Here is a 24,686-nt window from a genome sequence, read left to right as displayed (position 1 = left end):
TGAATTCCCCCGGGGAGTGACACACCAATCACCGCGTGGAACCGCTCCCGGAAATGGTTTTTCATGCCTCCGTGTTACGTTAACGGCATGACGGTCAAGCGGAAGCAAGGCGCGGAGAGCCGCGTGGATACCAACCACTTCGAGCACGCCCTGGTCCTGGAGACCGCCCGGGTGACCGAGGGCGCCGCCCTGGCCGCCAGCCGCTGGATGGGCATGGGCGACAAGAACGCCGTGGACGGCGCGGGCACCGAGGCCATGCGCGAACTGCTCAACAGCCTGGATATCCGCGGCACGGTCGTGATCGGCGAGGGCGAGATGGACGAGGCCCCCATGCTGTACATCGGCGAGAAGGTCGGGCAGGGGCAGTACGAGGTGGACATCGCCGTGGACCCGGTCGAGGGTACCAGCGTGACCGCCAAGGGCCTGCCGAACGGGCTGGCCGTGATCGCCCTGTCCGAGCGCGGCGGGCTGATGCACGCGCCGGACTGCTACATGGACAAGCTGGTCGTGCCGCCCCCCGCCGCCGGGAAGGTGAACCTGGACTGGCCGGTCGAGGCGAACCTGAACGTCCTGGCGCAGAGCCTGGAGCGCGACGTGGACGACCTGATGATCACCATCCTGGACCGCGAGCGGCACGCGGACCTGATCCGCCGGGTGCGGGCCGCCGGGGCGCGCGTGAAACTGATCGGGGACGGCGACGTGGTCGCCAGCCTCCAGGTGGGCGTGCGGGGCACGGGCGTGCACGCGCTGATGGGTTCGGGCGGCGCGCCCGAGGGGGTGCTGTCGGCGGCCGCCATGAAGTGCCTGGGCGCGGAGATCCAGGGCCGCTTCATCGCGGAGGACGACGCCATGCGCGAGCGGTTCCGGGCGATGGGCGTGGACGAACAGAAGGTCTACAGGACGAACGATCTCGCGCCGGGCAAGCAGATGGTGTTCAGCGCGACCGGCATCACGTACGGCGAACTGCTCAGCGGCGTGCGGCGTTTCGGCGGCGGCGCCCGAACCCACACGCTGGTGATGGGCTACGCGACTCGCGTGGTGCGTTTCATCGACACGGTGCATCTGGAGGACGACGGCGCGCGCGTGACCATCCGCGTCTGATCGGCCAGGGGAAGGGCACCCGGCCGGGACGCGGCGCCGGGTGCCCTTCCTGTTTGCATGAGAATCTTCCCAATACACTCCAAATGTTTCAATATGGAGTGAATGGCCGGTCAGGTGCATGCTGAGAAGCATGACCACGCCCTCCCCCGTCAAACTGGCCATCGTCTACTACTCCACCTACGGCACCAACCACGCCATGGCCCAGGTCGCCGCCGAGGCCGCCCGCGCCGCCGGGGCCGAGGTGCGCGTCCTGAAGGTGCCCGAAACTGCGCCCCAGGCCGTCATCGATACCCAGGATGCCTGGAAGGCCCAGCAGGAACGCACCGCCGACGTGCCCACCGCCACCCCCGCCGACCTCGAATGGGCCGACGCCTACCTGTTCAGCACCCCCACCCGCTTCGGCGGCGCCGCCAGCCAGATGCGCGCCTTCATCGATACCCTCGGGGGCCTGTGGGGCACGGGCAAACTCGCCAACAAGACCTTCAGCGCCATGACCAGCGCCCAGAACCCCAACGGCGGCCAGGAAACCACCCTCCAGACCATGTACATCACCGCCATGCACTGGGGCTCGATCATCGTCGCGCCCGGCTACACCGATCAGGCGATCTTCGCCTCCGGCGGCAACCCCTACGGCGCCAGCGTCACCGCGAACGGCCAGCCCCTCTCGGGCGAGGACCGCGCCACCATCGCCCACCAGGCCAAGCGCCTCGTTGAGGTCACCGCGAAACTCAACGGCTGACCCTGGTCGCAGGCAGCAGGCCCGCACATGTTCCCGGTGCGGGCCTGCTGCCGTGGTCTATCCGGACCAGGCCGGGGCTTACTCCCAGCCCGCGATGTTCAGCACCCAGTACGTCCCGGCCGGGCCGTCCACGCGCGCCACGGCGCCGTCGGCGATGTGCTCGAACAGCGCCGCGCAGTGAGCCGGGCTGCCCCTCCACGCCGCGACGACCTCTGCCGGGCTCATCTGGTCGCCCGCCGCGAGACTCTCCCCGAACACCCACTGCACCCGGCTGGGCGGCACCGGCTTGTACCCGGCGTCCACCATCCGCTGCGACGGCACCCGGTTATCCGCCCGGCTGCGGTGCGGCAGGTCCATCCTGCCGCTCGCCGCCAGTTCCCGCCCGTACAGCGTCGCCGCGCGGTGCAGGTGCGCCTCGAACTGCAGCGGGCGCGCCGGGGGAAACGACCCGGACGGGCACACCCCGCCCCGCGCGCGTTCCGCGTTGATCGCCTCCAGCATCGCCCGCTCCTGGCCCGACTGCGGGAAGTCCGGGAGCGCCGACCGCTGCGGCGTGAACGCGGCCGTCGTCACGTACTCGAACGACAGGCCGTACTGCGGGTCCTGCACCGTGACCGTCACCGGCTCAGCCGAAGGCGCGCCGCCCCCACCACATCCTGTCAGTCCCAGAGCCCCCAGCAACACGGCCGCACCCAGCTTCACACGCCTCATGCCCCCAGCGTAGGTTCACGGCTCTCCGCCCGCTGCCTCACCTGACCACCCCGCCCCCGGCGCACCCTGCTGGACACCCCGGCCCGCCCAACCGCTACCCTGCGCCCGTGAACACAACCCAGCTCACAGCCCCCGGCGCGTACCCCGGCCTGCACCTCCAGCTGCACAGCGGCGGCATCCTCGAGGTCGTCATCCGCAACGACCGGACGCTGAACAGCGTGAACGCCGACGCGCACCGCGCCCTGACCCGCGTGTGGCGCGACATCGACGACACCCCCGGCGTCCGCAGCGTCCTCGTGCGCGGCGAGGGGCGCGGCTTCTCCTCCGGCGGGGACTTCACCCTGATCGAGGAGATGAGCAGCGACTTCACCGCCCTCACCCGCGTCTGGAAGGAAGCCCGCGACCTCGTGTACAACGTCATCAACTGCTCCAAACCCATCGTGAGCGCCATTCACGGCCCCTGCGTCGGCGCCGGGCTCGCCGTCGCCCTGCTGGCCGACGTGAGCATCACCGCGCACACCGCCCGCCTCCTCGACGGGCACGTCCGCCTGGGCGTCGCCGCCGGGGACCACGCCGCGATCATCTGGCCCCTACTGTGCGGCCTGAACAAGGCCAAATACCACCTCATGACCGGCGAACCGGTGAGCGGCATCGAAGCCGAACGCATCGGCCTCGTCAGCCTCACCGTCCCCGACGACGAACTGCTGGACCGCGCCTGGACCGTCGCCCGGCAACTCGCCAGCGGCAGCCCCACCGCCATCCGCTGGACCAAGTACGCCCTGAACAACTGGCTCAGGCAGGCCGGCCCCACCTTCGACGCGTCCCTGGCCCTCGAATTCCTCGGCTTCACCGGCCCCGACGTCCGCGAGGGCCTCAGCAGCCTCCGCGAGAAACGCGAACCGAACTTCGCCGACGACGCGCCACTGTAATGAGGGAAGTGGGGTGTGGGAAGTAGGAACGGAAGCTGCTGCGCAGCGGAACCCCTCAGTCAGCTGCGCTGACAGCTCCCCTCGGAGGGAGCCTTGGACAGCAGCTTCGGCCGAAGCGGGAACAGTCGAACAGCAGCGCGAAGCGTCCCACACAACACGCCGCCGCAGATCACCACCGGCCGTCGTGCGCGCAGCGCGCGGGCCTTGCGGGTGGCGAAAGGTGGCGTCGAGACCAGACACGTCACCGCCCACAGCAAATCCGCCGCGACAGTCACATCTCTTGCCCAGTGCCAACGACGGCTCCCCCGTCCCCCCTGGGGATGGGGGCTGGGGGGTGGGGCCGCCCGCCGGGAAGCGCCCACCACGCACCGAGCCTGTCCCCGTCCGGGGAACTTTCCCCTCAAGCGTCCCGCCGCGCGTTATCGTGAGCCGTAAAACCATCCTCAGGAGGGATACCCATGACGACCAAACAACCCGTCCGCGTTGCCGTTACCGGCGCCGCTGGCCAGATCGGCTACAGCCTTCTTTTCCGCATCGCGTCGGGCGACATGCTCGGCAAGGATCAGCCGGTCATTCTGCAGCTGCTGGAGATCACGCCCGCGCTGAAGGCGCTCAACGGCGTCGTGATGGAGCTGCGTGACTGCGCGTTCCCGCTGCTGGCGGACATCGTGACGAGCGACGATCCGATGGTGGCGTTCAAGGACGCGGATTACGCGCTGCTGGTGGGCGCCATGCCCCGCAAGGCCGGGATGGAGCGCGGGGACCTGCTGGGCGCGAACGGCGGGATCTTCAAGCCGCAGGGTGAAGCGCTGAACGCCGTGGCGAGCCGGGACGTGAAGGTGCTCGTGGTGGGCAACCCCGCGAACACGAACGCGCTGATCGCGCAGCAGAACGCGCCGGATCTGGATCCGAAGCAGTTCACGGCGATGGTGCGCCTGGATCACAACCGCGCGATCAGCCAGCTGGCGGAGAAGACCGGGAAGCCCGTGAGCAGCATCAAGAACCTGACGATCTGGGGCAACCACTCCTCGACCCAGTACCCCGACCTGAGCCAGGCGACGGTGGACGGCCAGCCCGCGCTGGATCAGGTGGACCGCGACTGGTACGAGCAGCAGTACATCTCGACCGTGGCGAAGCGTGGCGCGGCGATCATCGAGGCGCGCGGCCTGAGCAGCGCCGCCTCCGCCGCGAGCGCCGCGATCGACCACATGCGCGACTGGGCGCTGGGTACCCCGGAAGGCGAGTGGGTCAGCATGGGCATTCCCAGCGACGGCAGCTACGGCATTCCCGAGGGCCTGATCTACGGCTTCCCCGTGACCTGCAAGGACGGCCAGTACGAGATCGTGCAGGGTCTCCCGGTGAGTAACTTCAGCCGCGGCAAGATGGACGCCACGGCGCAGGAACTGACCGAGGAGCGCGACGAGGTGCGCAAGCTGGGTCTGGTCAAGTAAGGACCGCTCCACGGGAGGGGGCGGGTGGCCTGCGGGTCGCCCGCTCCCTCGCCTTGGGACCGGCCAGGCGTTCACGCAAACTTCATGATCGGCCGGGAGGGTGATCCGCCGGCCGGCCGGACGCATAGGGCTGTGCAGAGCGATCAGCACGAGGGGCCGGGCAGGAATCCGCCTGCGCGGGCCGGGGTGTCCTCTTGCCTGCATCGCCCATCACTGTCTGGAGGAAGTACGCATGTCCAACGCCATGAATCGCCGGAAGTTCCTGGGGGCCGCCGGGGCCGCCACTGCCACGGGTCTGCTTGCCGGGTGCGCGCCTGCCATGAGCATGACCCCCAAGGCCAACCTGGACGCCACGATCTTCAACTTCGCGCTGAACCTGGAATACCTGGAAGCGGCGTTCTACCTGGCCGCCGTGGGCCGCCTGCAGGAACTGGACGCGGCGGGCGGGAACAGCAGCAAGGTCATCCTGCCTGCGGGCTTCACCGGCCGCAACGGCGACGGCGTGAAGTTCGACTCGGCCGACGTGCGCGCCTACGCGAACGAGGTCGCCACCGACGAACTGAACCACGTGAAGATCATCCGCAAGGTGCTGGGCGCGGCGGCCGTGTCGCAGCCCACCCTGGACCTGGGCCCGGCCTTCGCGGCGGCGGGCAGCGCCGCGTCGGGCGGGGCGATCACGGGCTTCAACCCGTTCGCCAACGACCTGTTCTTCCTGCACGGCGCGTTCATCTTCGAGGACGTGGGCGTGAGTGCGTACAAGGGCGCGGCACGTTTCCTGAGTGACGCGAGCGCGGGCGGCAACCTGGAGAACGCGGCGGGCATCCTGGCGGTCGAGGCGTACCACGCGGGCATGATCCGCACCCTGCTGTACCAGCAGCGCAACACGGACGTCACGCCCGCCCTGAAGGTCGCGGACGTCGTGCAGGCGATCAGCAACCTGCGTGACAGCGTGGACGGCGCCAGCGACGTGGACCAGGGGATCGTGGAAGGCGGCGCGGCGAACATCGTCCTGGCGGACGGCAACGGCATCGCGTACAGCCGCACGCCGCGTCAGGTGGGGAACATCGTGTTCCTGGCCCCCGGCGCCACGAAGGGCGGCTTCTACCCCGACGGCCTCAGCGGCGACTTCAGCGCGATCCTGGCGCTGTAAATCCCGCGCAGTTCAGGGGGAGGGGAGCCAACTGCGGCCACCCTCCCCCTGTGCTGTCCCGGCGCTGTGCCTGCCGGTTACAGCCCTTCGATGACCCACTCGCCCGCGCGCATCAGCGGCTCGCGGGCGCCGTCCTTCGTGATGCCGTCCACGTCGGTGGCGGGCGTGCCGATCATCCAGTCCACGTGGATCAGGCTGTCGTGGTTCCCGCCCGCGGCATTCAGCGTGGCGGGGTCGGTGCCGCCCTGCACGTTCGTGGGGTAGCAGCGGCCCAGCGCGATGTGCGACGCGGCATTCTCGTCGAACAGGGTGTTCAGGAACAGCGTCCCGGTCTGCGCGACGGGCGCGCTGGCGGGCACCAGGGCCACCTCGCCCAGGCGGGCGGCGCCCTCGTCGGTGGCGATCAGGGCTTTCAGGGTCTCCTCGCCGCGCGTGGCGCTGACCTCGACGGCGCGGCCCGCCTCGAAGCGCATGCGGATGCCCTCGATGAGCTGCCCACGCGCACTCAGGGGTTTGCTGGCGACCGCCACGCCGTCCACGCGCTCCCGGTGCGGGGCAGTGAACACCTCGTCGGTGGGAAGGTTCGGCACGCCGCGCACGCCGTTCTGCGCGGTCTCCGCGCCGCCCTGCCACACGTGGTTCTCCGCGAGGCCCACGGTCAGGTCGGTCCCCAGGTCGCTCTTCAGGTGCACGGCGGCGTACTGCCGGCCGTTCAGGTGGGTGGTCAGGCGTTCCAGGCGGGTCAGGTGCGCGTCCCACGCGGCCACCGGGTCGGGCTGATCGGCGCGGGTGACCGTGAAGATGTCGTCCCACAAGCGCGCCACGGCCTCCTCCCGCGGCAGTTCCGGGTACACGCGGGCCGCCCAGGCGGGCGTGGCCATCGCGGCGACCGTCCAGTTCACGCGGAAACTGCCGGTCGCCTCGCTGACCCGGCGCATGGCCTGCGCAACCAGCTTGCTGCGCGCCGCGATGCGCGCGGGGTCCACGCCCGCCAGCAGCGAGGGGTCCTCGCCGATGATCCCGATGGACGCGTAGCCCCCATCCACCATCGCCTCGGCCTCCTGCGCGTGCCACGCGGGCAGGTGGTTCACGGCGTCGTCCGAACCGTCCTCGAACAGCGCCAGCCCCAGGTGAGGATCGTGGTACGTGACGCGCACGTCGGCCGCCCCGGCCCGGTACGCGGCGCGCGCGACCAGCCGCGCCAGTTCGGTCGCCTCGACCGGCGCACTCACGCGGACCTTGCCACCCTGCGGGAGGTTCACGCCGGTCCGGACGAGCAGTTCAGCGTAGCGCGCCAGTCGCGCCTGGAAATCAGTTGAGGTCATGGTGGTCACTCTACCGGGCGCCCGGATGAGGGGGGTCCCAGCGTCCCGTTCGGGCCGTCAGCACACGCCGCGGTCGCGTTTCAATTCCGCCGCCGCAGGGTCACTGCCAGCGGTCCCCACCGGCCTGTTTGGCGGCGTACATCCGCTGATCGGCCAGCTGCACCAGCGCCTCGAGTCCGTGCACCTCGTCGGCAAAGGCCAGCCCCGCGCTGACGGTCACCGCCGGCCCCTGGCCCTGCCCCGGCACCCGCACGGCGCGCACGGCCCGCACGACCCGGGCCGCCACCTCGTGCGCCTGCGCGGGCTGCACGGCGGACCAGGCGAGCAGGAATTCCTCCCCGCCCCAGCGGATCACGGTCACGTCCGGGCCCGCCGCCCGGCCGGCCGCGCGCGCCACCTGCGCGAGGACCTCGTCACCGGCCGCGTGCCCGAACCGGTCGTTGATGCCCTTGAAGCGGTCGATGTCGAGGAGCAGCGCCGCCACCTGCCCCAGCCGCGCCTCCTGCATCAGGGCCTTCAGGGCCACCTCGCCCCCGCGCCGGTTCAGGGTACCGGTCAGGGCGTCGGTGGCGGCCAGGACCCGCAGCGCCTCGCTGTACTGCCGCTCGGCGTGCAGGGTCACGCCATGCTCGGCCAGGAACCCGATCAATCCGGCCAGGAACGCCGCGTTGATCAGCAGCGGCGTCTGATCCGGCGCCCACCCCAGGACCACGCCGCCGGCAGCGGTCATCAGGGCCAGCGTGGCGCGCGCGGCGGGCCGGGCGGGCAGCGTGGCGCGCAGCACCGCCGTCACGATCGCCAGTGTCAGGAAATACGGCGCGGGGACCTGCCCGGTCTGGATGGCCGCGACCGCCACCAGGGCCAGCACCCAGACCGGCAGTGACCAGGCCAGCGCGCCCCTGAGCAGGTGGAGCGGCAGCCACCCCCAGGCCAGCAGCGCGGCCAGGATCACGCTGACGAGCAGGGCGCTGAACAGGACGCCCAGGTGCTGGCCGCCGTGCACCCAGTCGAACAGCAGCAGCGCCCCGTGCGAGGCGCAGGACATCACGGCCACCTGAAAGTAGGCGGAGGACAGCCGCTTCGGCGGGCTGCCGGGTGAATCGGTGAAGGGGGCGGGCGGACGGGACATTACCCGTCAATCTATGCAGCCGGGTCACCCGGCAGATACATCAACGTCAAGGGAAATCTTGACCTGTGAGGGGCGCCCCCATGACCGGGGCGCCCGGCCTCACCAGCCCTCGATCTGCCGCCCGGCCTCGAACGCCGCCACGCCCGCCGCGACACTCAGGTTCAGGCTGCGGCCCCCGCCCGGCTGCGGCAGCTTCAGTTTCGGCAGAGCGTCGCGCAGCCACGCGGGCAGCCCGCGCGATTCCGGCCCGAACAGCAGGTAATCCCCCCGCCGGAAGCCCGCCCGGGTGTGCAGTTCGGTCGCGTGCGTGCTGAACGCCCACACCCGCGCGCCCGGCTCCAGCGTGCCCTGGAAGGCCGTCCAGCTGGCGTGCTCGCGCAGCGTCACTCCCTCCAGGTAGTCCATCACCGCGCGGCGGAACTCGCGGTCGTGCAGGTGGAAGCCGAACGGGCGGATCAGGTGCAGGTCCGCGCCCAGCACGGCGCAGGTACGCGCCACGTTGCCCACGTTCCCGGCCTTCTCCGGCTCGAACAGCACCACGCGCAGCAGCGGCGTCCCCTCACTCACCCCCGGCCTCCGCCACGCGCGCCAGCAGCACCGTCGCCCGAGTCTGCACGTGCAGCGGCGCCAGTCCCTCGGAGGTCTTGAAACTCACGCCCACGTCCCCTTCCGGCAGCGCGAGCAGCGCCGCCACCGACCGCGCGATCTCCGCGCGCAGCGGCCCCAGCTTCGGGCGGTCCAGCGTCACCACCACCGCCACGTTCACCGGCACCCAGCCGCGTTCCTGCACCAGCGCCAGCGCCCGCTCCACGATCACGCGCGAGTCCATCCCGCGCCACTGCTCGGCCGTGTCCGGGAAGTACCCCCCGATATCCCCCAGCGCCAGCCCCGACAGCAGCGCGTCGGCCACCACGTGCAGCACGGCGTCCCCGTCACTGTGCGCCACCGCTCCCAGCTCCGCGTGCCCGATCTCCACGCCGCCCAGCACCAGCCGCCGCCCCGCCTCCAGACGGTGCGCGTCCTCCCCGAATCCAACCCTGAACGGCCACGAACTCATGCCCGGAGTGTAGCGGTAACGCCCCCTTAACGCCCCGCCCCGCACACTGCGTGGCACCACCCCCGCCGCCCCCACCCCCAGGGAGACGCCCGCGACCATGACCCACCCGCTCGAAGACGACCTGTTCCACCTGCTGCCCGTGCCCGCCCTGCGCTGGCCCGCGCACGCCCCCACCCACGCCTGCCCCAACCACGCCTACACCCGGGCGTTCCATCCCGCCGGCCTGCCCGCCCCCGTCACCACCTGGGCCGACGGCACCCACCACACCCGCCTCCTCACCCCCAGCGGCGACCGCCGCGTGTGCCGCCTGCACCTGAGCACCCTGCCCAACACCGACCGCCTCCTCCTGATCGAGGACGTGCACACCTATCACCTCGATCCCGTCACGCAGCTGCCCACCCGCGACGCCCTGCTCGGCGACGCCGCCCAGACCCACGGCGTGACCACCCTCGCTGCCCTGCGCCTCCCCACCCTGCGCGACCACCGCCAGCACCTCGGCGACCCCCCCGTTGACCGGGCCCTGCGCCACATCGCCCGTGACCTCGAACAGGCGGCGCAGCGCTGGAGCGCCAGCGCGTACCACGTGGGACCCCACGAGTTCGTGCTGCTCAGCCCCCACCCGCTGACCCCCGCCGGACTGGCCCCCCTGCTGCGCCGCGCCGCCCAGCACCTGAGCGTCCTGGGCCGCCAGCCGGACGTCTGCACCGGCCTCGCCGACGCCCCACACGACGGCCGCACCCTGGCCGACCTGCTCGCCGCCGCCCAGGACCGCGCGGGCACACCCAGCCAGCCGCGCGGTCCGCTCGGCCTGCTGCGCCGCCTGCTGCGCCCGGCCCCCACCCGCCACGCGAGCCTGGCGCTGTGAGGCCACGCCCCATGACGCGCCCACCCCACGCCACCGGTTCCCGCCGCCTGGGCCAGCCCCTGCCGCCCGCCGATCTGCTGCACCTGGGCACCGACGGCCCCCACCTGAGCGTCCACACGCCACGCGGCCCGCTGGCGCTGTACCGCTTCACGCCGCTGCAGATGGCCCTCCTGACCGGCGACACCATTCTCACCGCCGCGCAGTGGCCCGAACACCTCAAGGCGTTCCTGTACCAGTACGTGCCCCTGCCCGTCCTGCCGCCCGCCCCACACCCCCCGCCCGGACTCGTTCACGCCCAGGCGCGCGACCCGCACGGGCTACGCACCTGGGACCACACCACCTACCAGGGCTGGCCCCTGTACCTGTACGCCCACGACCACCCCGGCCAGGTCCCCGGCGGCGAGGTTCCCCACCTGTTCAGCCGGGTTCGCCTGGACCAGGCCCAGCTGCCCGGCCCGCACCACCGCCCCCACGGGCCCTAAACTGAAACACGCACCACACTTCAACGGAGGTTCCATGACTGAAGGTCCACAGAAAGACAGCATCTACGAGAAGAACGGCCAGCTGTACGCCAGACGACAGGGCAAGGATCTGGCCCTGTTCGTCTTCCCCCTCGTGAAGGGAGGCCAGAGCGTCGCTGCCGGGTACGACTGGTCGGCGTACCTCCTATCATTCGTGAAACAATACGTCCCCCTACAGACGGTCACCGACCCACCCACCATCCAGGGACTCACATTCAGCCACCAGGTGCGGACGGGTGACCAGTGGTTCAACTACAGCCAGCAGACCTGCAACGGTTACCCGCTGTACTACGTCGATGGCGTTCCACAGGGCGCCAAGACGGAACAGCCCGCCCTGTTCCAACCGGCCACCATTGCCCAGCTGACGAACTCGACCTCCGCCGAACTGGAGAGTGGAGGCGACGAGGGTGGGCCGACCAGCTTCCTCGGACCCTGAGCCTCCCACTCAGGACGTGCCGAGCTGTTCTTGCACCCACGCCATGACTTGAGAGAGGTGAAATTCGGCGACCTCACTGCTGCTGTCCACTGGGAGGCGCGATATCAGAGACTGGCCGGCCCGCCAGCGCTGCCACTGGTGCAATGAGGCGGTATCCCGAATGCTCCGCAGCAGCCGCGCCGTCTGCTGCGGAGCGCGCGTTTCGAGGTCGTCAACCAGCACGAGGCACAGTTCCACCAGTTCCCACGGTTGCGGGAACTGGTTCAGGAGGTGCAGAACGTGACGCGCATGCATGCGGCCCTGGTCCGCCCGTCCACGGGCATACGCCACTTCGGCGCTGAGCAGATGCCATTCCATGCGGTCAGCGGGCTGACCGTCGTCGGTCAGGTGCTTCCGCCAGTCGTTCAGTTTCTGTTCGGCCTGACGCACCTTATGCTGCCGCAGGAGCAGGCGGACCTGCATCAGCATCGCCTGATGGAACGTGTGGATGTTGCCCGCTCGTTCCGCGTACTCCGTGAGCTGCTGCACTTCGGTCAGGAGCCGGTTCGTATCGGCCCCTGGCACGTACAGCTCGGCCTGCAGGAGGCGTTCGCGGACCATCCAGGCCAGTCCCTCGGGCAGATTCGTTAATTCAGCGCGCAGTTCAGTCGTGACCTCCTGCACCTGCGCTGGGTTCCCGATGAACCCCAGACTGGACAGGATGTTCACCCGGTAGAACACCGCGCGGACCTGATCACCCAGTTCCAGCGCCAGCGCCAGCGCCTGCTGGAACAGGTCCGTGGCACTACGGAGCTGGCCCTGCGTGGCTCTCACGGACGCCAGGGTGTTCAGGACTTTCATGCGGCTGGTGGGGTCGGCGGCCAGTGGTCCGGCCAGGAAGTGTCCGGCGAGCGTCTGGGCGTCCAGCAGGCGTCCGGCGCGGTACGCGAGCCACATGCTGGCGATCTGCGCGGCGGCCTGCACGCTGTCCGGGGCGCGGTGGTCCTCGGCGGCGTCGGCCAGGGCGGCGAAGGTGTCGGTGCCGCTGGCGTGCAGGCCGCGCCGGTCGTGGTGCGCCAGGAAGTGGTCGATCTGGGCGGCGGTGGCGTCCCCGCTGTGCAGCGCCGCGTGCAGGGCGGCCGTGATGTTGTCGCGTTCGGCGTCCACCGGGGGCGCTTCGGGGGGCTGGGCGGTAAACCACGTGAGGTAGTGGCGGGCGTGGTCGGCGCGGGCCTGCGTGATCAGGTCCGGGTGCGCCGTGGCTTGTTCGGTCAGGAGGCCGCGCAGCGCGGGGTACAGGCGCAGGCGTTCGGTGCCGGGCTGGTGCGCTTCGAGGAAGTTGTGCGTGAGGAGCTCGTCGATGAGGGGTGCGGGGACGCCCAGGTGGGGCGCGTCGGCGGGGTCGAGGTCGGTGGTGACGCTCAGGCGCAGCGCCGCGCGTTGCTGCTCGGGGTCAGGAGGTCCCAGGAGCGGCGGGCGACGGCGGTCAGGCCGCGCCGGCCGTCACTGCCGCCGCCTTCCGGGGTGAGCTGGGCGGCCTCGGTGAGGACGCGGGCGTACACGGCGTCGAGGTGCTCGACGCGCAGCCAGGACGCGGCGAGGGCCAGCGCCAGGGGGTGGCCGTGGAGGCGGCGGGTGATTCCGGCGATCAGGGCGGCGTTGGCGGGGGTCAGGGTGAGGTCGCGGCGGGTGCGGGCGGCTTCGCGCAGGAAGAGTTGAGTGGCGCTGCTCGCGGCGATCTGCGCGAGGTCCGCTTCCGGCGGAGCCTGGGGGAGGCCCGCGAGGGGCAGCAGCAGGTCCCCTTCCCCCAGCAGGCCGGGGGGGCTGCGGCGGCTGCTGATCACCCAGCGCACGCCGGGCAGGTCGCGGCGCAGGGCGCGCAGCAGGTCCGGGAGGTCGTTCAGGGCGTCCGCGCCGTCCAGCAGGACCGTGGCGTGCGGGGGCAGGTGGTCGCTCAGGGCGGCCAGGGTGGGGGGCGCGGCCTGGCCGGGCGTGAGGGCGCCGCCGAGGCGGGCGCTCAGTTCGGCGGCGCTGCTGGCGCCCTCGGCGTCCACGAGGGTCGCGGGGCGGTCCAGGCGGGTCAGTTCCCGCAGGAGTTCGCGGGTCAGGGTGCTCTTGCCGATCCCGCCGGGGCCGGTGATCAGGGCCGCGCCGCCTGCCGGGGGGTCCCCCTGCGGGGCGAGGGTCCAGGCGAGCAGCGTGTCGAGTTCCGCCTCGCGGCCCAGCATGCGCGCGGCCACGCGGGGTGCGGAGGCCGGGGTGGGCGTCCCCTCGTCCAGTTCGCCCAGTTCCGCGCGGATCTCCGCCTCCAGCGGCGAGCCGGGCAGCGTCAGCGGCAGCGCGCGGCGCAGCAGGTCCGCCTCGGGCGGTGGGGCGCCCGGGGTGCGGTAGGCCCGCGCGGCCCAGTCGGCGGCGCGGCCCGGTTCGGCGGTCTCGGCGGCGCGCAGGGCCTCCTCCTGCACGTGCCGCGCGAGGCGTTCGCGCTGCGCCTCCACCCACTCCTCGAACTCGGTCGAGACGCCGCTGAGCGGCACGCCGTGCAGGAACGGCCCGGCGTAAGCGTCCCAGGCGGCCTCGCCGCGCCGGGTCAGCAGGCGGGCGGCGTCGCCGGTCAGGGGGGTGCTCAGGCGCTCCTCGCCGCCCAGCGCGTCGGGGTACACCTCGCGCAGGGCGTGCAGGGCCACGCGCAGGCTGCCTTCCGGGCGGGCGGCGCCGGGCCACAGCAGGGTCGCCAGCCGGCGGCGTGGCGTGGGGCCTTCGAGCGACACGTACACGAGCAGCAGCAGGGATTTGACCTTGCGGAAGCGGCCCAGGTGCAGGTCGCCCAGCGTGATCAGGTCCGGCGGGGTCGGCGCGGATGGAGTCGGCGCGGGTGGGGACAGCGTCGGGGTGGGGGCCAGGTCACTCAAGGTCGGTCACCGCCGCGCCGCGCGTCGCGTCCCGCAGGGCCGCTGCGAAGGCCCCGGTGTCCTCGGGATAGAGGTGCACGTCGAGTTCCACACCAATGGCCGTGTACGTCTCCTCGCCGCGCGTGACGTCCCAGGTGCCCAGCAGGTGGTACAGCCCGCTGAGCGCGTCGAAGGGCACCGCGACCCGCACGGTGCGGCGCGGGCGGACCTCCAGCCGCGCGGCGGTGCGCAGGCACTCGGCCGCGCCGCCCCCGTAGGCGCGCGCCAGCCCGCCGGCGCCCAGTTTCACGCCGCCGTAGAAGCGCACCACGACGACCATCACGCGGTCCACGCCCTGACCCTCGATGGCCCGCAGGATCGGCGCGCCCGCCGTGCCGCCCGGCTCGCCGTCGTCGCCGAAGCGGTACGCGCCGCCGATGCGGTACGCCCAGCAGTGGTGCGTGGCGTCCGGGTAGCGCGCCCGCAGGGCCGACAGCTGCGCCAGCGCGTCCCCTGGCGTGTCGGCGCGGTCGGCGAAGGTCAGGAACTCGCTGTTCTCGATCACCGCGTCCGTGCGGTGCGGCCCGGCCAGGGTCGTGAACGGCGCGGGCAGGTCGGTCGGCGCCATGCTCAGAGGAGGCCCCGCCCGGCCAGCACGGCCCGCGCGTGCCACATCGTCAGGCTGCTCGACCCGTCCAGCACCTCACCGGCGTCCAGGCGGCGGTACGCCTCGGCCAGGGGCACCACCAGCCGCTCGATGGTCTCGGTGTACTCGTGATGCATGTCGCCCAGCGTGACGCCCAGCGCCAGGAACGGGTAGAAGATCACGCCGCTGATGCTCGGCTGCGGGTAGAAGCCGGGCAGCGGCACCCACTCGCTGGCCGCGCCGCCCACCTCCTCCAGGAGTTCCCGCTGGGCCGCCGCGAGCAGATCCTCGCCGCGTTCCACGCCGCCCGCGACGACCTCGGTGACGGTCGCGCGCAGCGGGTAGCGGTACTGGCGGATCAGGACCGCCTCACCCTGCGCCGTGACGGGCAGCACGAACACAGCGCGCGGCCCGCGCGGGCGGTACTGGTAGGTCGTCTCCGCGCCGTTCGGGAGCCGCACGCGATCCTCGAACACGGTGCGGAACCCCGACACGAGCTGACGTGAATCCAGGGTCTCCCACGGCTGCGTGTCGTCCTCGGTCAGCGCCGCCCAGTTCGGGTGAGTCATGTCCGCAGGCTACCAGAGCCGCTCAGGCCAGCAGGTGACGGCGCGAGAGCCGCCAGCCCGCCGAGCGGGACGCGCGGATCAGGGTGGCGGTGGGCAGCACCACGCGCGGCGTCCACCACGTCTGCGCGGCCTTGTGCAGCGCCCAGCCGCCGCCCAGCGTCACGGCGGCGTGCTGCGCCAGCCCACTGGCCGAACGCCACAGGAGCACCGTGCCCGCCTGATCGTCCCGCCCGCCGGGCCGGGTGCGCTCATGCAGGAAGGCCTCGAACGGCTCGCGCTGCATCCATTCGCCCGCCGCACCGGGCACCCCCGCCGCGCCCATCACGGTCCCGAAGCAGTTCCCGGCGCTGCCCTGCGGGAACGTGCCCGCCAGCGCCCGCGCGCCCGGCAGCACCTCCTGCGCCGCGCGCCACACCTCCGGCGGGACCTCCGAGCGCTGGCAGGGCGCGCCGGACGCCGCGACGACCCGCGCCAGCACCCCGGCGGTCAGCTGTTCGGGGCGCCACAGGAACCGGCCCGGCGGCAGCCCCAGGTCCGGGAAGGCGCGCCCCAGCGGGACGTTCCCGCGCCCGTGGCGCACCTGCGCGCGCAGCAACGCCCGGCGGGACGCGGGCGCCAGGGCGTCCACGTCCGCCAGGGTCAGCCTCGCCACCCGGTCGGCCCCCGGGGCAATGTTCCATGCCAGGATCGTGTCGCGCGCCTCGGGGGTCAGCGTCAGCCCGTCGCGCGGCACGGTCTCCAGGCCCAGCGCCTCCAGACCCAGCGCGTCCGCCTCGGCCCCGGTCAGGTAGAACGGCTGCCGCGCCGGGGCCAGCCAGCCGCGCCACGCCGCCAGCAGCGCGGTGTCCACCGGGATGTTCAGGACGTTCAAGCGCCGGGCTCCGTCAGCAGCCCCAGGGCTGCCGGAGGAAGCGGCGGCCCCAGGTCTGTGTCAGGCCCTGCCGGGTACGGGAAGCCCAGCACGCGGCCCATCGTCAGGAGCTGGCCCTTGTGGTGGAACTCGTGCGTCAGGGGATGCATGACCAGCCAGCGGCCCGTGACCTCCAGTTCCCGGTCCCCGGAGGTCACGCGGCGCGGCTCGTCCGGCTGCGTGAAGGCAGCCAGCGCCCGCTCGACCAGGGCGTCCACGTCCGCGAAGGCGGCGCGCAGGGCCGCCACGTCCGGCAGCGCGCTCGGGTCGAGCCGCACGACGGTCTCGCCCAGGCCGCGCGCCGCGATCCACATGCGGTAGCAGTCCGCGACGTGCACCTGCACGTTCCGCAGGCTGCCGAACGCGAAGTCCGGGCGTTCCAGGGTGTACACGCCCCCGGGCAGGGATTCCAGCCACGTCAGCAGGCGCTCGCGGCCCACGCGGGCCCAGGCGTACGCGGCGCGCAGGTCGGCATTCGGTGCAGTCATGCGGGCAGTCTCCCCCACCCCGGCGGGCGGGCGCATCCGCCAGATGGACACCCGGCCCTGGTCTGGGGTGGGTCACACGGATTCCGTCTGTTGCGTTAACAACCCGGAAGGGCACCGGGTTGCCAACTCCACGCCCGGAGGGGCGTTTCGCTCCTGCTCGCTCTGCTGCGCAGCTCTCCGAGGCTGCTCGGGTTGAACGGCTTTGCAAACCTTTCAACCCGAGTCCGTATCAGCGGTGACCGCGCCGGGGGGCGTCGGGGCTGGGAGCGCCCTGCAACACCTCGCGTTCCACCTTCTTCCAGAAGCCGAAGAAGCGCCGCACCGGCCCGTCGAAGGACGTCAGGCGTTCGGGGTCGTGCACGACCACCCGCAGGTCCGGGTGCGCGGCGCGCACGCCCGCGAGGATGCGCGTGAATTCCGGCGTGAAGTTGCGGGTGACGTGCAGTTCCCCCGCCCCGTACACGCGGGCGAACGCCGCGAGTTCCCCGGCGACCGCGCCCACCCGCGCGTGCGTGGGCGCCCGGCGCCCAGCAGCGATGTCCCGCACGCCCTGGTACATGAACGCCAGCCGGGGAAACGCGATGGGCGTCCCCGACAGGAACGGCCGGTCGAAGACGAACAGCGCCGGGGCGTCCGGGCAGGCGCTCAGGGCCGGGTCCGTCACGGACAGCCCGTCCCCGTGCACCCACACCACGCGTGGGGAGGTCGGCCCGGTCGGCTGGATCGGCGCGGCCACCACCTCATCCGCTGGCGCGGCGCGGCGAGAGTCTCCGGTACCGGACGTCGGGGCCTCCTCGGGCAGTCGGCCACTGAACAGGCGCGCCTCCAGGTCCTCGTAGCTGCCCCGGAACGGGCACCGCGCGGTGCAATCCTGGCACCAGCGGCCCCCGCTGAAGCGCTCGACGTTCTCCTGATTCATGACGTACGGCTTGCCACTGAAGGTGCTCGCCACCCACTGCCACGACAGGGCGTTGCTGGCGATGTCCCCATCCAGCAGGTGCTCGCGGAAGAAGGCGTACCCGGCCCGCCAGTGCACGCCGCGCCAGTGGATCAGGTACGCCGCGAACCACAGCCGCTCGTGGTTGTGCAGCCACCCGTCCCGGATCAGGTGCGTGACCCAGGCGTCCACGCAGGGCAGGCCCGTGCGGGCCGCGCGGACGTCGTCCGGCAGCGCGTCCGTCCAGCGCGCGGGGTACTTGGGCTCCTCCAGGTTGTCCAGCACGCGCGCGCCCTCCTGGCGCAGCACCAGCCGGAAGAACTCCCCCCAGGTGAGCTGCCGCAGGAACTCGTCGCGCTCGCGGCCCCGCAGGACGTGGCGGGCGTGGGCGGCGACCTCGCGGATGCCGATCATGCCGTGCCGCAGGTACATGCTCAGGCGCGACACGTTCCCTGACAGGTGGTTGCGCTCGCGGTACCCGGCTCCGGTCCAGGCGTGCAGCGCCGCCAGTCCCGCCTCACGCCCGCCGGGCCGGGCGGGCAGGCGCGGCTCGCCGGTGTACAGGCCGGTCAGGGCCGCGCCGAGCACGCCGGGCAGCTGCGCGTCCGGGAGGTCCAGGGACAGGTCGGCGGTCGGGGCGGTCATGCGGTCAGGATGGCAGGGGGCCGCCCGGTCAGACCGTACGGTCGCGTGCAGAGGCCGGGGCTGTGGGGGCGGGGCAGCCGTGGGGGCCGACGGCTCACCGTCATCACATCCTGATATCGGACTCTGATAACCGTGGATCCGAACCTCTTCAAGGGCAACCTCGACCTGATCCTCCTGAGCGTCCTCGAACGCGAGGGCGGCTACGGGCAGGACATCGCCGCGCGCGTCCAGAGCGGCACGGACGGGCACATCCGCCTGAACGCGGGAAGTCTGTACCCCGCGCTGCACCGCCTGGAACGCGCCGGGTTCCTGCGGGCCCAGGAGACCAGCCCCGCGCGCGGCGGCCCCCCGGTGCGGACGTACACCCTGACGGACGCGGGCCGCGAGGAGCTCGCCCGGCGCCGCGAGCGCTACCACGCGTTCGACCGGGCGCTGCGGGGCCTCTGGTGACCCCGCCCGACCCCCCGCGCGAGGTGCGCGCCTACCTGCGCCGCGTGACCTGCCTGATCCCCCCGCGCGCCGCGCGGGTCGTGCGGGCCGAACTGCTGGGGCACCTGCACCTGGATATGCTGAACGCCCGCCTGCGCGGCCTGGACGAGGCGCAGGCCTGGGCGCAGGCGCTGCGGGACGCGGGCCCCGCCCCCCTGACCGCGTTGCGCTTCGCGCGGACGTACACGCTGGGGCTGGCGCTGCGCTGGCTGCTCGCGGCGGGCCTGCTGGGCGGCGCGGCGTACGCGCTGGGCACCCACACCCCGCCCGCCCCCGCACCCGCCGCGCAGGTGAGCCGGTGACCCCGCCGCAGGGCCGCCCGGGCCGCTGGCGCAGCCTCTGGCAGGAGTGGGGGTCGCCCGTCCTGGTCGCGCTGCTCGTGACGCAGTTCGGCGCGACCGCCGTGCGCGTGGACGGCGCGAGCATGCTGCCCGGCCTGCGCCACGGCGAGGGGCTGGTCGTCCCGAAGGTCGAGGGCTGGGCGCACCGCGCCGGGCTGGGCACGTACGCGCGCGGCGACGTGGTCGTGTTCAAACCGCCCCGCAGCGCCGCCGCCGAGTGGACGCGCGAGTACCGGGGCGTGACCCTCCCCTGGGCGTACCGCCCGTACCTCGTCAAGCGCGTCGTGGGCCTGCCCGGCGACACAGTTCAGGTGCGCGGCGGCACCGTCCTCGTGAACGGCCAGCCGCTCCCCGAGCCGCGCACGCAGGCGTACTGGGACGCCAGCTGCCACGACACCGCCAGTCCGCTGGCGAACACGCCCGCCGTCACCGTGCCCGCCGGGGCGTACTTCGTGATGGGCGACAACCGCAGCGAGGGGGGCAGCCTCGACAGCCGCGTCTTCGGTCCGGTGGACACCGCCGACATCGCCGGGCGGGCGGTCGCCAGCGTGTGGCCCCTGACCGTCCCCGGGCACGCGCAGCCTCCCTGCGACGGACAGGCGCACCCCGAACGGCGCGTGCAGCTCAGCGGCCCGGCGCACTGGAATCCGCGCCTGCTGCCGGGCGACTGAACCACCCCTGCACCTGCGCGTAGTCGGGGCCGGGCGTGGCGGGCAGGGTGCCGGGGCCCAGCAGGTCGCGGGTGAGGGTCAGGGTGTGGCCCAGCGAGGCGAGCATCAGGCCAGGGCCGCTGCTGACGCGGCTGGCCCCGGCGCGCAGCAGGGTGGGGGCGCCGGGCCCGCCGGGCAGGAGCATCACGCTGACCGGGCCGCCCAGCGCGGCGCGCAGCTCGCGGATGGTCGTGGGGTCGGTCAGGCCGGGCACGAACACGCTGTCCGCCCCGGCGTGCAGGTACGCCCGGCCGCGCCGGACGGTCTCCGCGAAGCGTTCAGCGGGGGTGGTCCCGACCCCGGCGAGGTACGTGTCGGTCCGGGCATTCAGGTACGCGGGGACGCCCAGGCCGTCGGCGGCCTGCCGGGCGGCGCGCAGCCGCAGCGTCTGGTCCTCGACGCACCGCAGTGCGCCCGTGCCGGCAGCGTCCTCCAGATTCAGGCCCGCCACGCCCAGCCGCAGCGCGCGGGTCACAGTCGCCGCGACGCCCTCTGGGTCAGGGGCGTACCCGCCTTCCAGGTCAGCGGTGACGGGCCGGGAGGTGGCCCGGACGAGGCGCGCCAGGGCGTCCAGCAGGTCCTCCACGGGCGCGGCCTGCCCGTCGGGGTAGCCCAGCGCGAAGGCGATCCCGGCGCTGGTCGTGCCGATGGCGGGCGCGCCCGCGTGCTCCAGCGTGCGGGCGCTCGCGGCGTCCCAGGCGTTCGGGAGGATCAGGCCGCCACCAGCGGGGGCGTGCAGGGCGTGGAGGGTGCGGGCGTGGTCGGGTCGGATCATGGTCGGGCTCCTGGCGGCATGGGGAAGGTCGTCCGGCACCCCTACGCGCCGGACCGGGGGTGAGGGGCAGGGCTTACACGGGGTCGAGGGCCGCGTGCCACGCACGCAGCACGGCCTGACTGCGGCGCGGCGCGTGCGGCAGCAGCAGCGCCTGCACCTGCGCGGGCGTGGGCCGCGCGGGCAGGGCGTGTGTGCGGCGCAGGCTGGCGGCCAGCGCGGCGTCCCCCTCAGGCACGACGTCGGGGAAGCCCAGGACACGCAGCCGCACGTAGTCCGCCGTCCAGGGCCCGATGCCGGGCACGGCCAGCAGCGTGCGGCGGGCCGCGCCGACCGTGCCGCGCGCCAGCGCGTCCAGGTTCAGTTCGCCCCGCGCGACCCGCCCCGCGAGGCGGCGCAGCAGGGCCGCGCGCGCGTCGGTCAGGCCGCAGGCGCGCAGGTCGGCGTCGCCCAGGGCGGCCAGTTGCGCGGCGGTGGGCGGCGCGGTCAGCCCCCCCGCGACGGGCGTGCCATATCGCCCGGTCAGTGTGCGGCGGATGCGGCAGGCCTGCGTGAACGTGACCTGCTGCCCCGCCACCGCCCAGATCAGCCCGTCGAGGGCCTGCGGGACCAGCGGGACCGGCCAGTCGCCGCCGGACAGGGGCGTGTGCAGCCCCAGCGCGCGGACGGTCAGGGTGTGCAGCGCTTCCCAGTCGGTGGGGGTCAGCGCCCCGGGGTCGTCCGGGTGCACCTCGACCTGCCCGGCGGTGACGTGCAGCGTGACCCGCTGCGGCCCGCCGGGGAAGGTCCAGGCGAAGGCCACTCGGCCACCGCGCGCATCCACCCGCTGCGTCACGGAGTCCGGGTCGCGGCCCAGGTCGCGCCACACGACCTCCAGCGGGAAGGCCGCCGGGAGGGTCAGGGTCAGCCCGGCGCCGCGCCCGGCGTGCCGCCACGCCTGCGGGGTCAGGTGCATCCCGCGCCGGAACTGCGCGCCGAACGCCGACAGGCTCCCGAAGCCCACTGCGAACGCGACCTCCGCCACGCTGGCCCCGGTGCCGCGCAGGGTCCGCGCGGCCAGCCGGACGCGCTCGCGGGCCAGCCACTCGCCGGGCGTCACCTGGAACAGCTCGCGCCACTTGGCGTGCAGGGCACTCTCCCCCACGTGCAGCGCGTCGGCCAGCGCCCGCACGCCCGGCACGTCGGGCACGCGCACGCCGCCCAGCGCGGTCAGCAGCGCCGCCTCGGGACCGGGCACGCCCCGGTAGGCGTCCGGGTGGCAGCGGCGGCAGGCGCGCAGACCCGCCGCGCGCGCCTCATGGGGCGTCGCGTGGAACCGCACGTGCTCCGCGCGGGGTTTGCGGGCCCGGCAGGACGGCAGGCAGTAGATGCCGGTGCTCGTCACGCCGGTGTAGAACAGCCCGTCGAACGCCGCGTCCGCCGCGAACATGCGGCCCAGCATGAAGTCGCGGGCGTACGGGAGGGTCATGCCCGCATTGTGCGGGGCCGACCGGGGCGGGCTCTACCGGAAAGCTCCGGGGGAATCGCCTGGGCCCGTCAGGCTTTCGGCGGGTTCTTCGGGTCGCTCTCCTCGACGTTCCAGAAGTCCAGGTCGTCCAGGGCGCTGCCCAGCCCCTGGAGTTCCTGCCGCTGCTCGGCGGTGACGGGAGCGTGGCTGGTCAGTTCCTCCTGCCCGATGGCGCGGCCCATGACGTCCCTGGGCACGGCGGCCATCAGACGCTGGAGTTCCTCGGGGCTCACGTCGGCGAGCATCTCGCTCTGCGCGTCGTGCAGCAGTTCGCCGCCCTCGCCGGGCATGACCAGGGTGGGCGCGGTGGGGCGCACGTCCCCGGCGGGCAGCGGCGCGGCCGGTTCGGGGGGCCGGGTGGACTGGGGGGCGCGGCGCGGCGCGTGGCCCGCCAGGCGAACGCGGCGGCGGCCAGCAGCACAATGACGATCAGGAAACCCAGCATCCCACCTAGGGTAACGCGCCCGGGGTGGGGGTGGATATCCCCCGCTCTGGGCGCCCCTGTGGGGTCCTTCACGCCGGGGCGTGGTTCAGGCGGCCGGGCCGCCCGGCGGTGACCAGGGTCCACCACGCGTGGCGCAGAGGTCCAGTTCCCAGGCCAGCGCGCTGTAGAGGGCGCCGGGCACGGCGGGCCACAGGGCCGCGGCGTCCAGGGCGCCCTCCAGGGTGGGTTCGTCGTGTGTGACGCCGTCCAGGTCCAGGCGGACGGCGCCGCTGACGAGCAGGTGCACGCGCAGGTGCTGCCCGTCCGCCTGCACGTGGTGGAGGGTACGGCGGATGTCGGTCACGTCAGCGGGGGCGCAGGTGGTACAGCTCCAGGCCCAGCATGGTGCGGGGCGCGAAGCCCTTCCAGGCGGCGGCGCCGGTGGCGTTCGCGGCGATGGGCGTAGGGACGTTCAGGTACGCGGCGGCGCCCGCGTCGCCCTTGAGGGTGAGGTTCAGGAAGGCGGTGACGAAGTGCTGGTTGAGGTTGTTCAGGCGGGCGCTGTCCCACACCGGATCGGCGTAGTGCTCGTGGTCGGCGAAGCTCAGGCCCGGCAGGCTGGGCGCGGGGTTCGGGGCGATGTTGTGCCGGGCGTTCTGGTACACCAGCAGGTAGCGGTCGGCGTTCACGGCGTGCTCGAACAGCGGTTTGACGCCCTCCTCGAAGCCGGACACGTCGTCATGGTCGCCCACGACGAACAGGGTGGGCACCTTCAGGCCCTCCAGGCCCTTGGTGTCCCAGAAGCCGTACTCGCCGGTGGGCACGCCCAGGCCACGCGCGGCGCTGAGGCCGCCCCAGGGCGCGAAGGCGACGGCGGCGCGGATGCGAGGGTCGGGCGTGAACGCGCCGGTCTGGCGGGGGGTCAGGGTGCCGCCGGGCAGCAGCGCCGCGACCTTCGGGGCGTACCCGGCCCCGGCGGCGTTCAGCGCGCCGTAGCCGCCCATAGAGTACCCGAGGACGGCGGTGCGGCTGGCATTCACGACGCCGCTCAGCGGGGAGCCGCTGCCGGGCGCGCCGAGTTTCGCGAGCTGGTCGAGGGTGAAGTTGATGTCGGGCGCGCGGTTCACCAGGGTGCTGTTGAACGGCCCGCGGTTGTCGTGGGTGCTGTCGGTGTGGTCGATGGCCGCCACGACGTACCCCTTGCTGGCGAGATTCTCGGTGAGGTACGTCAGGAGGTAGCGGCTGCCGGTGTACCCGTGCGACACGATCACCAGTGGGAACGCCTGCCCGCTCAGGGGCTTGGCGTCCCGGGCGGCGCGGCCGTCGAAGGTGAAGGCCTTCCCGCTCGTGAGGGTGTCGGCGTACGTGACGGCTTCCTTCGCGCCGCTCGCGGTGGGGTACCAGACCTCCACGGTCAGGCGGCGGTCGGCGCGCGGTACGGGCCCACCCTGTGGCGCACGGGCGAGGTCGGGCTGGCCCGGGTTGACCAGCGTGACGGTGCGCACGCCCACCGCGAAGCTGCCGCGCGCGGCGAGTTCCGGGGCGTCGGGGCGGGCGTCGCCGGGCAGGAACGGCGCGGCGGTCTGGGGCGCCGCAGTGTTCGGCGCGGTGGGGGCGGTCTGGGCGGCGGCGTCCGGGGCAGTGGCGGCGATCATCAGGGTCAAGCTAAGGCACAGGGCAAGGCGGCGCATCGGGTGTTCCTCCGGGGGTGGCGGTCTGCACGCCTCCGCGCGGGCGGGGCAGGCAGACGGGTCGGCTACTGTGGAACCTGAATCAGTTGGTGAAACGAAGCGCAGCATACCCCCGACAGGGGGGCCGGTGCGCACCGATCCGGGACAGCCTTCAGGATGACCCCGGAAAACAGCCGATCTCTTCACAAGCGAAGTCGCGCCCTTATACCCGGCGGCGAGAGCCAGCCTGGACCTGCCACGTCGCCTCAGGCCACTCCTGACCTGCGCGGCGACGGC

28 protein-coding genes are annotated in these 24,686 nt (G+C 73.0%); 11 read left to right on the top strand and 17 right to left on the bottom strand.

All coding sequences use genetic code 11. The features are described from left to right. Window positions 1-87: 87 nt before the first annotated feature. On the top strand, window positions 88-1,101 hold the full coding sequence (gene glpX / locus AUC44_RS03145) for a class II fructose-bisphosphatase (RefSeq protein ID WP_062157357.1): 1,014 nt from the start codon (window positions 88-90) through the stop codon (window positions 1,099-1,101). Between the two features lie 130 nt (window positions 1,102-1,231). Further along, complete coding sequence (gene wrbA, locus AUC44_RS03140; protein WP_062157356.1) at window positions 1,232-1,840, top strand: NAD(P)H:quinone oxidoreductase; 609 nt, start codon at window positions 1,232-1,234, stop codon at window positions 1,838-1,840. 78 nt (window positions 1,841-1,918) lie between these two features. Here the strand turns inward: wrbA and AUC44_RS03135 are convergent, their stop codons facing one another. Next, on the bottom strand, window positions 1,919-2,551 hold the full coding sequence (locus AUC44_RS03135; RefSeq protein WP_157445149.1) for a CAP domain-containing protein: 633 nt from the start codon (window positions 2,549-2,551) through the stop codon (window positions 1,919-1,921). Between the two features lie 107 nt (window positions 2,552-2,658). On the opposite strand from AUC44_RS03135, the gene AUC44_RS03130 reads away from it, so the two are divergent. The 3 genes from AUC44_RS03130 to AUC44_RS03120 all read left to right on the top strand — a co-directional run bounded on the left by AUC44_RS03130 (window position 2,659) and on the right by AUC44_RS03120 (window position 6,081). Then, the gene (locus AUC44_RS03130; protein ID WP_062157354.1) at window positions 2,659-3,480 is read left to right on the top strand and encodes an enoyl-CoA hydratase/isomerase family protein; all 822 of its coding nucleotides are present in this window, start codon (window positions 2,659-2,661) and stop codon (window positions 3,478-3,480) included. 458 nt (window positions 3,481-3,938) lie between these two features. Continuing rightward, entirely contained in the window at window positions 3,939-4,931 is a 993-nt protein-coding gene (locus AUC44_RS03125; protein ID WP_062157353.1) for a malate dehydrogenase, read from the top strand. A gap of 232 nt (window positions 4,932-5,163) precedes the next feature. Continuing rightward, entirely contained in the window at window positions 5,164-6,081 is a 918-nt protein-coding gene (locus tag AUC44_RS03120; protein ID WP_062157352.1) for a ferritin-like domain-containing protein, read from the top strand. Window positions 6,082-6,158: 77 nt separating this feature from the next. Here AUC44_RS03120 and AUC44_RS03115 read toward each other — a convergent pair whose 3' ends face one another. From AUC44_RS03115 to ispF, 4 genes are all read right to left on the bottom strand, one after another. Continuing rightward, the gene (locus AUC44_RS03115) at window positions 6,159-7,406 is read right to left on the bottom strand and encodes an aminopeptidase (protein ID WP_062157351.1); all 1,248 of its coding nucleotides are present in this window, start codon (window positions 7,404-7,406) and stop codon (window positions 6,159-6,161) included. 100 nt (window positions 7,407-7,506) lie between these two features. Continuing rightward, on the bottom strand, window positions 7,507-8,535 hold the full coding sequence (locus AUC44_RS03110) for a GGDEF domain-containing protein (RefSeq protein ID WP_062157350.1): 1,029 nt from the start codon (window positions 8,533-8,535) through the stop codon (window positions 7,507-7,509). A 99-nt stretch (window positions 8,536-8,634) separates the two neighbouring features. Further along, window positions 8,635-9,102 carry a tRNA (cytidine(34)-2'-O)-methyltransferase gene (locus AUC44_RS03105; RefSeq protein WP_157445148.1) on the bottom strand — a complete coding sequence of 156 codons (468 nt, stop codon included), beginning with the start codon at window positions 9,100-9,102 and terminating at the stop codon, window positions 8,635-8,637. Next, on the bottom strand, window positions 9,095-9,592 hold the full coding sequence (gene ispF, locus AUC44_RS03100) for a 2-C-methyl-D-erythritol 2,4-cyclodiphosphate synthase (protein ID WP_062157349.1): 498 nt from the start codon (window positions 9,590-9,592) through the stop codon (window positions 9,095-9,097). Before ispF ends, AUC44_RS03105 begins: the two co-directional genes overlap by 8 nt. Window positions 9,593-9,689: 97 nt before the next feature. Between ispF and AUC44_RS03095 the strand changes: the two genes are divergently transcribed. Genes AUC44_RS03095 through AUC44_RS03085 form a run of 3 tightly spaced genes read left to right on the top strand, consistent with a single transcriptional unit; the run spans window position 9,690 to window position 11,414 of the window. Continuing rightward, window positions 9,690-10,457: a GGDEF domain-containing protein gene (locus AUC44_RS03095; RefSeq protein ID WP_062157348.1), complete on the top strand. Its 768-nt coding sequence runs from the start codon at window positions 9,690-9,692 to the stop codon at window positions 10,455-10,457. Between the two features lie 11 nt (window positions 10,458-10,468). Then, complete coding sequence (locus AUC44_RS03090) at window positions 10,469-10,939, top strand: hypothetical protein (RefSeq protein WP_062157347.1); 471 nt, start codon at window positions 10,469-10,471, stop codon at window positions 10,937-10,939. 34 nt (window positions 10,940-10,973) lie between these two features. Further along, on the top strand, window positions 10,974-11,414 hold the full coding sequence (locus AUC44_RS03085; RefSeq protein ID WP_062157346.1) for a hypothetical protein: 441 nt from the start codon (window positions 10,974-10,976) through the stop codon (window positions 11,412-11,414). A 9-nt stretch (window positions 11,415-11,423) separates the two neighbouring features. Here AUC44_RS03085 and AUC44_RS03080 read toward each other — a convergent pair whose 3' ends face one another. The 7 genes from AUC44_RS03080 to AUC44_RS03050 all read right to left on the bottom strand — a co-directional run bounded on the left by AUC44_RS03080 (window position 11,424) and on the right by AUC44_RS03050 (window position 18,476). Further along, entirely contained in the window at window positions 11,424-12,560 is a 1,137-nt protein-coding gene (locus AUC44_RS03080) for a hypothetical protein (RefSeq protein WP_062157345.1), read from the bottom strand. 254 nt (window positions 12,561-12,814) lie between these two features. Beyond that, window positions 12,815-14,302 carry an ATP-binding protein gene (locus AUC44_RS03075; protein ID WP_062157344.1) on the bottom strand — a complete coding sequence of 496 codons (1,488 nt, stop codon included), beginning with the start codon at window positions 14,300-14,302 and terminating at the stop codon, window positions 12,815-12,817. Further along, window positions 14,295-14,909, bottom strand: a complete 615-nt coding sequence (locus AUC44_RS03070) for an IMPACT family protein (protein ID WP_062157343.1) — start codon at window positions 14,907-14,909, stop codon at window positions 14,295-14,297. Before AUC44_RS03070 ends, AUC44_RS03075 begins: the two co-directional genes overlap by 8 nt. 2 nt (window positions 14,910-14,911) lie before the next feature. Further along, complete coding sequence (locus AUC44_RS03065) at window positions 14,912-15,496, bottom strand: NUDIX domain-containing protein (protein WP_062157342.1); 585 nt, start codon at window positions 15,494-15,496, stop codon at window positions 14,912-14,914. 22 nt (window positions 15,497-15,518) lie between these two features. After that, window positions 15,519-16,367 (bottom strand): hypothetical protein, encoded by an 849-nt coding sequence (locus AUC44_RS03060; protein ID WP_062157341.1) that lies wholly within the window; start codon window positions 16,365-16,367, stop codon window positions 15,519-15,521. Beyond that, window positions 16,364-16,894: a DinB family protein gene (locus AUC44_RS03055; RefSeq protein WP_062157340.1), complete on the bottom strand. Its 531-nt coding sequence runs from the start codon at window positions 16,892-16,894 to the stop codon at window positions 16,364-16,366. The genes AUC44_RS03060 and AUC44_RS03055 overlap by 4 nt, the downstream gene beginning before the upstream one ends. A 229-nt stretch (window positions 16,895-17,123) precedes the next feature. Then, complete coding sequence (locus AUC44_RS03050; RefSeq protein WP_062157339.1) at window positions 17,124-18,476, bottom strand: FAD-binding domain-containing protein; 1,353 nt, start codon at window positions 18,474-18,476, stop codon at window positions 17,124-17,126. Between the two features lie 132 nt (window positions 18,477-18,608). On the opposite strand from AUC44_RS03050, the gene AUC44_RS03045 reads away from it, so the two are divergent. Genes AUC44_RS03045 through lepB form a run of 3 tightly spaced genes read left to right on the top strand, consistent with a single transcriptional unit; the run spans window position 18,609 to window position 19,977 of the window. Continuing rightward, entirely contained in the window at window positions 18,609-18,926 is a 318-nt protein-coding gene (locus tag AUC44_RS03045) for a PadR family transcriptional regulator (RefSeq protein WP_058977945.1), read from the top strand. After that, window positions 18,923-19,267, top strand: coding sequence for a hypothetical protein (locus tag AUC44_RS03040; RefSeq protein WP_062157338.1), 345 nt, complete (start codon window positions 18,923-18,925; stop codon window positions 19,265-19,267). The genes AUC44_RS03045 and AUC44_RS03040 overlap by 4 nt, the downstream gene beginning before the upstream one ends. Next, on the top strand, window positions 19,264-19,977 hold the full coding sequence (gene lepB / locus AUC44_RS03035) for a signal peptidase I (RefSeq protein WP_082688928.1): 714 nt from the start codon (window positions 19,264-19,266) through the stop codon (window positions 19,975-19,977). Before AUC44_RS03040 ends, lepB begins: the two co-directional genes overlap by 4 nt. On the opposite strand, the gene AUC44_RS03030 is transcribed toward lepB, so the two are convergent. From AUC44_RS03030 to AUC44_RS03010, 5 genes are all read right to left on the bottom strand, one after another. Then, window positions 19,931-20,791 carry an isocitrate lyase/PEP mutase family protein gene (locus AUC44_RS03030; RefSeq protein ID WP_062157337.1) on the bottom strand — a complete coding sequence of 287 codons (861 nt, stop codon included), beginning with the start codon at window positions 20,789-20,791 and terminating at the stop codon, window positions 19,931-19,933. The genes lepB and AUC44_RS03030 overlap by 47 nt on opposite strands. A gap of 73 nt (window positions 20,792-20,864) precedes the next feature. Beyond that, window positions 20,865-22,256: an Ada metal-binding domain-containing protein gene (locus AUC44_RS03025; protein WP_062157336.1), complete on the bottom strand. Its 1,392-nt coding sequence runs from the start codon at window positions 22,254-22,256 to the stop codon at window positions 20,865-20,867. Between the two features lie 68 nt (window positions 22,257-22,324). Further along, a complete protein-coding gene (locus AUC44_RS03020) occupies window positions 22,325-22,612 on the bottom strand; it encodes a hypothetical protein (RefSeq protein WP_231724509.1) in 288 nt (95 codons plus the stop codon). Between the two features lie 213 nt (window positions 22,613-22,825). Then, window positions 22,826-23,083: a hypothetical protein gene (locus AUC44_RS03015; protein WP_157445147.1), complete on the bottom strand. Its 258-nt coding sequence runs from the start codon at window positions 23,081-23,083 to the stop codon at window positions 22,826-22,828. 1 nt (window position 23,084) lies between these two features. After that, window positions 23,085-24,374 (bottom strand): alpha/beta hydrolase family protein, encoded by a 1,290-nt coding sequence (locus tag AUC44_RS03010; RefSeq protein WP_062157333.1) that lies wholly within the window; start codon window positions 24,372-24,374, stop codon window positions 23,085-23,087. Window positions 24,375-24,686: the final 312 nt, after the last annotated feature.

Source organism: Deinococcus actinosclerus (assembly GCF_001507665.1).
GTDB lineage: Bacteria > Deinococcota > Deinococci > Deinococcales > Deinococcaceae > Deinococcus > Deinococcus actinosclerus.
This window is presented reverse-complemented; position numbering and strand designations above follow the sequence as displayed.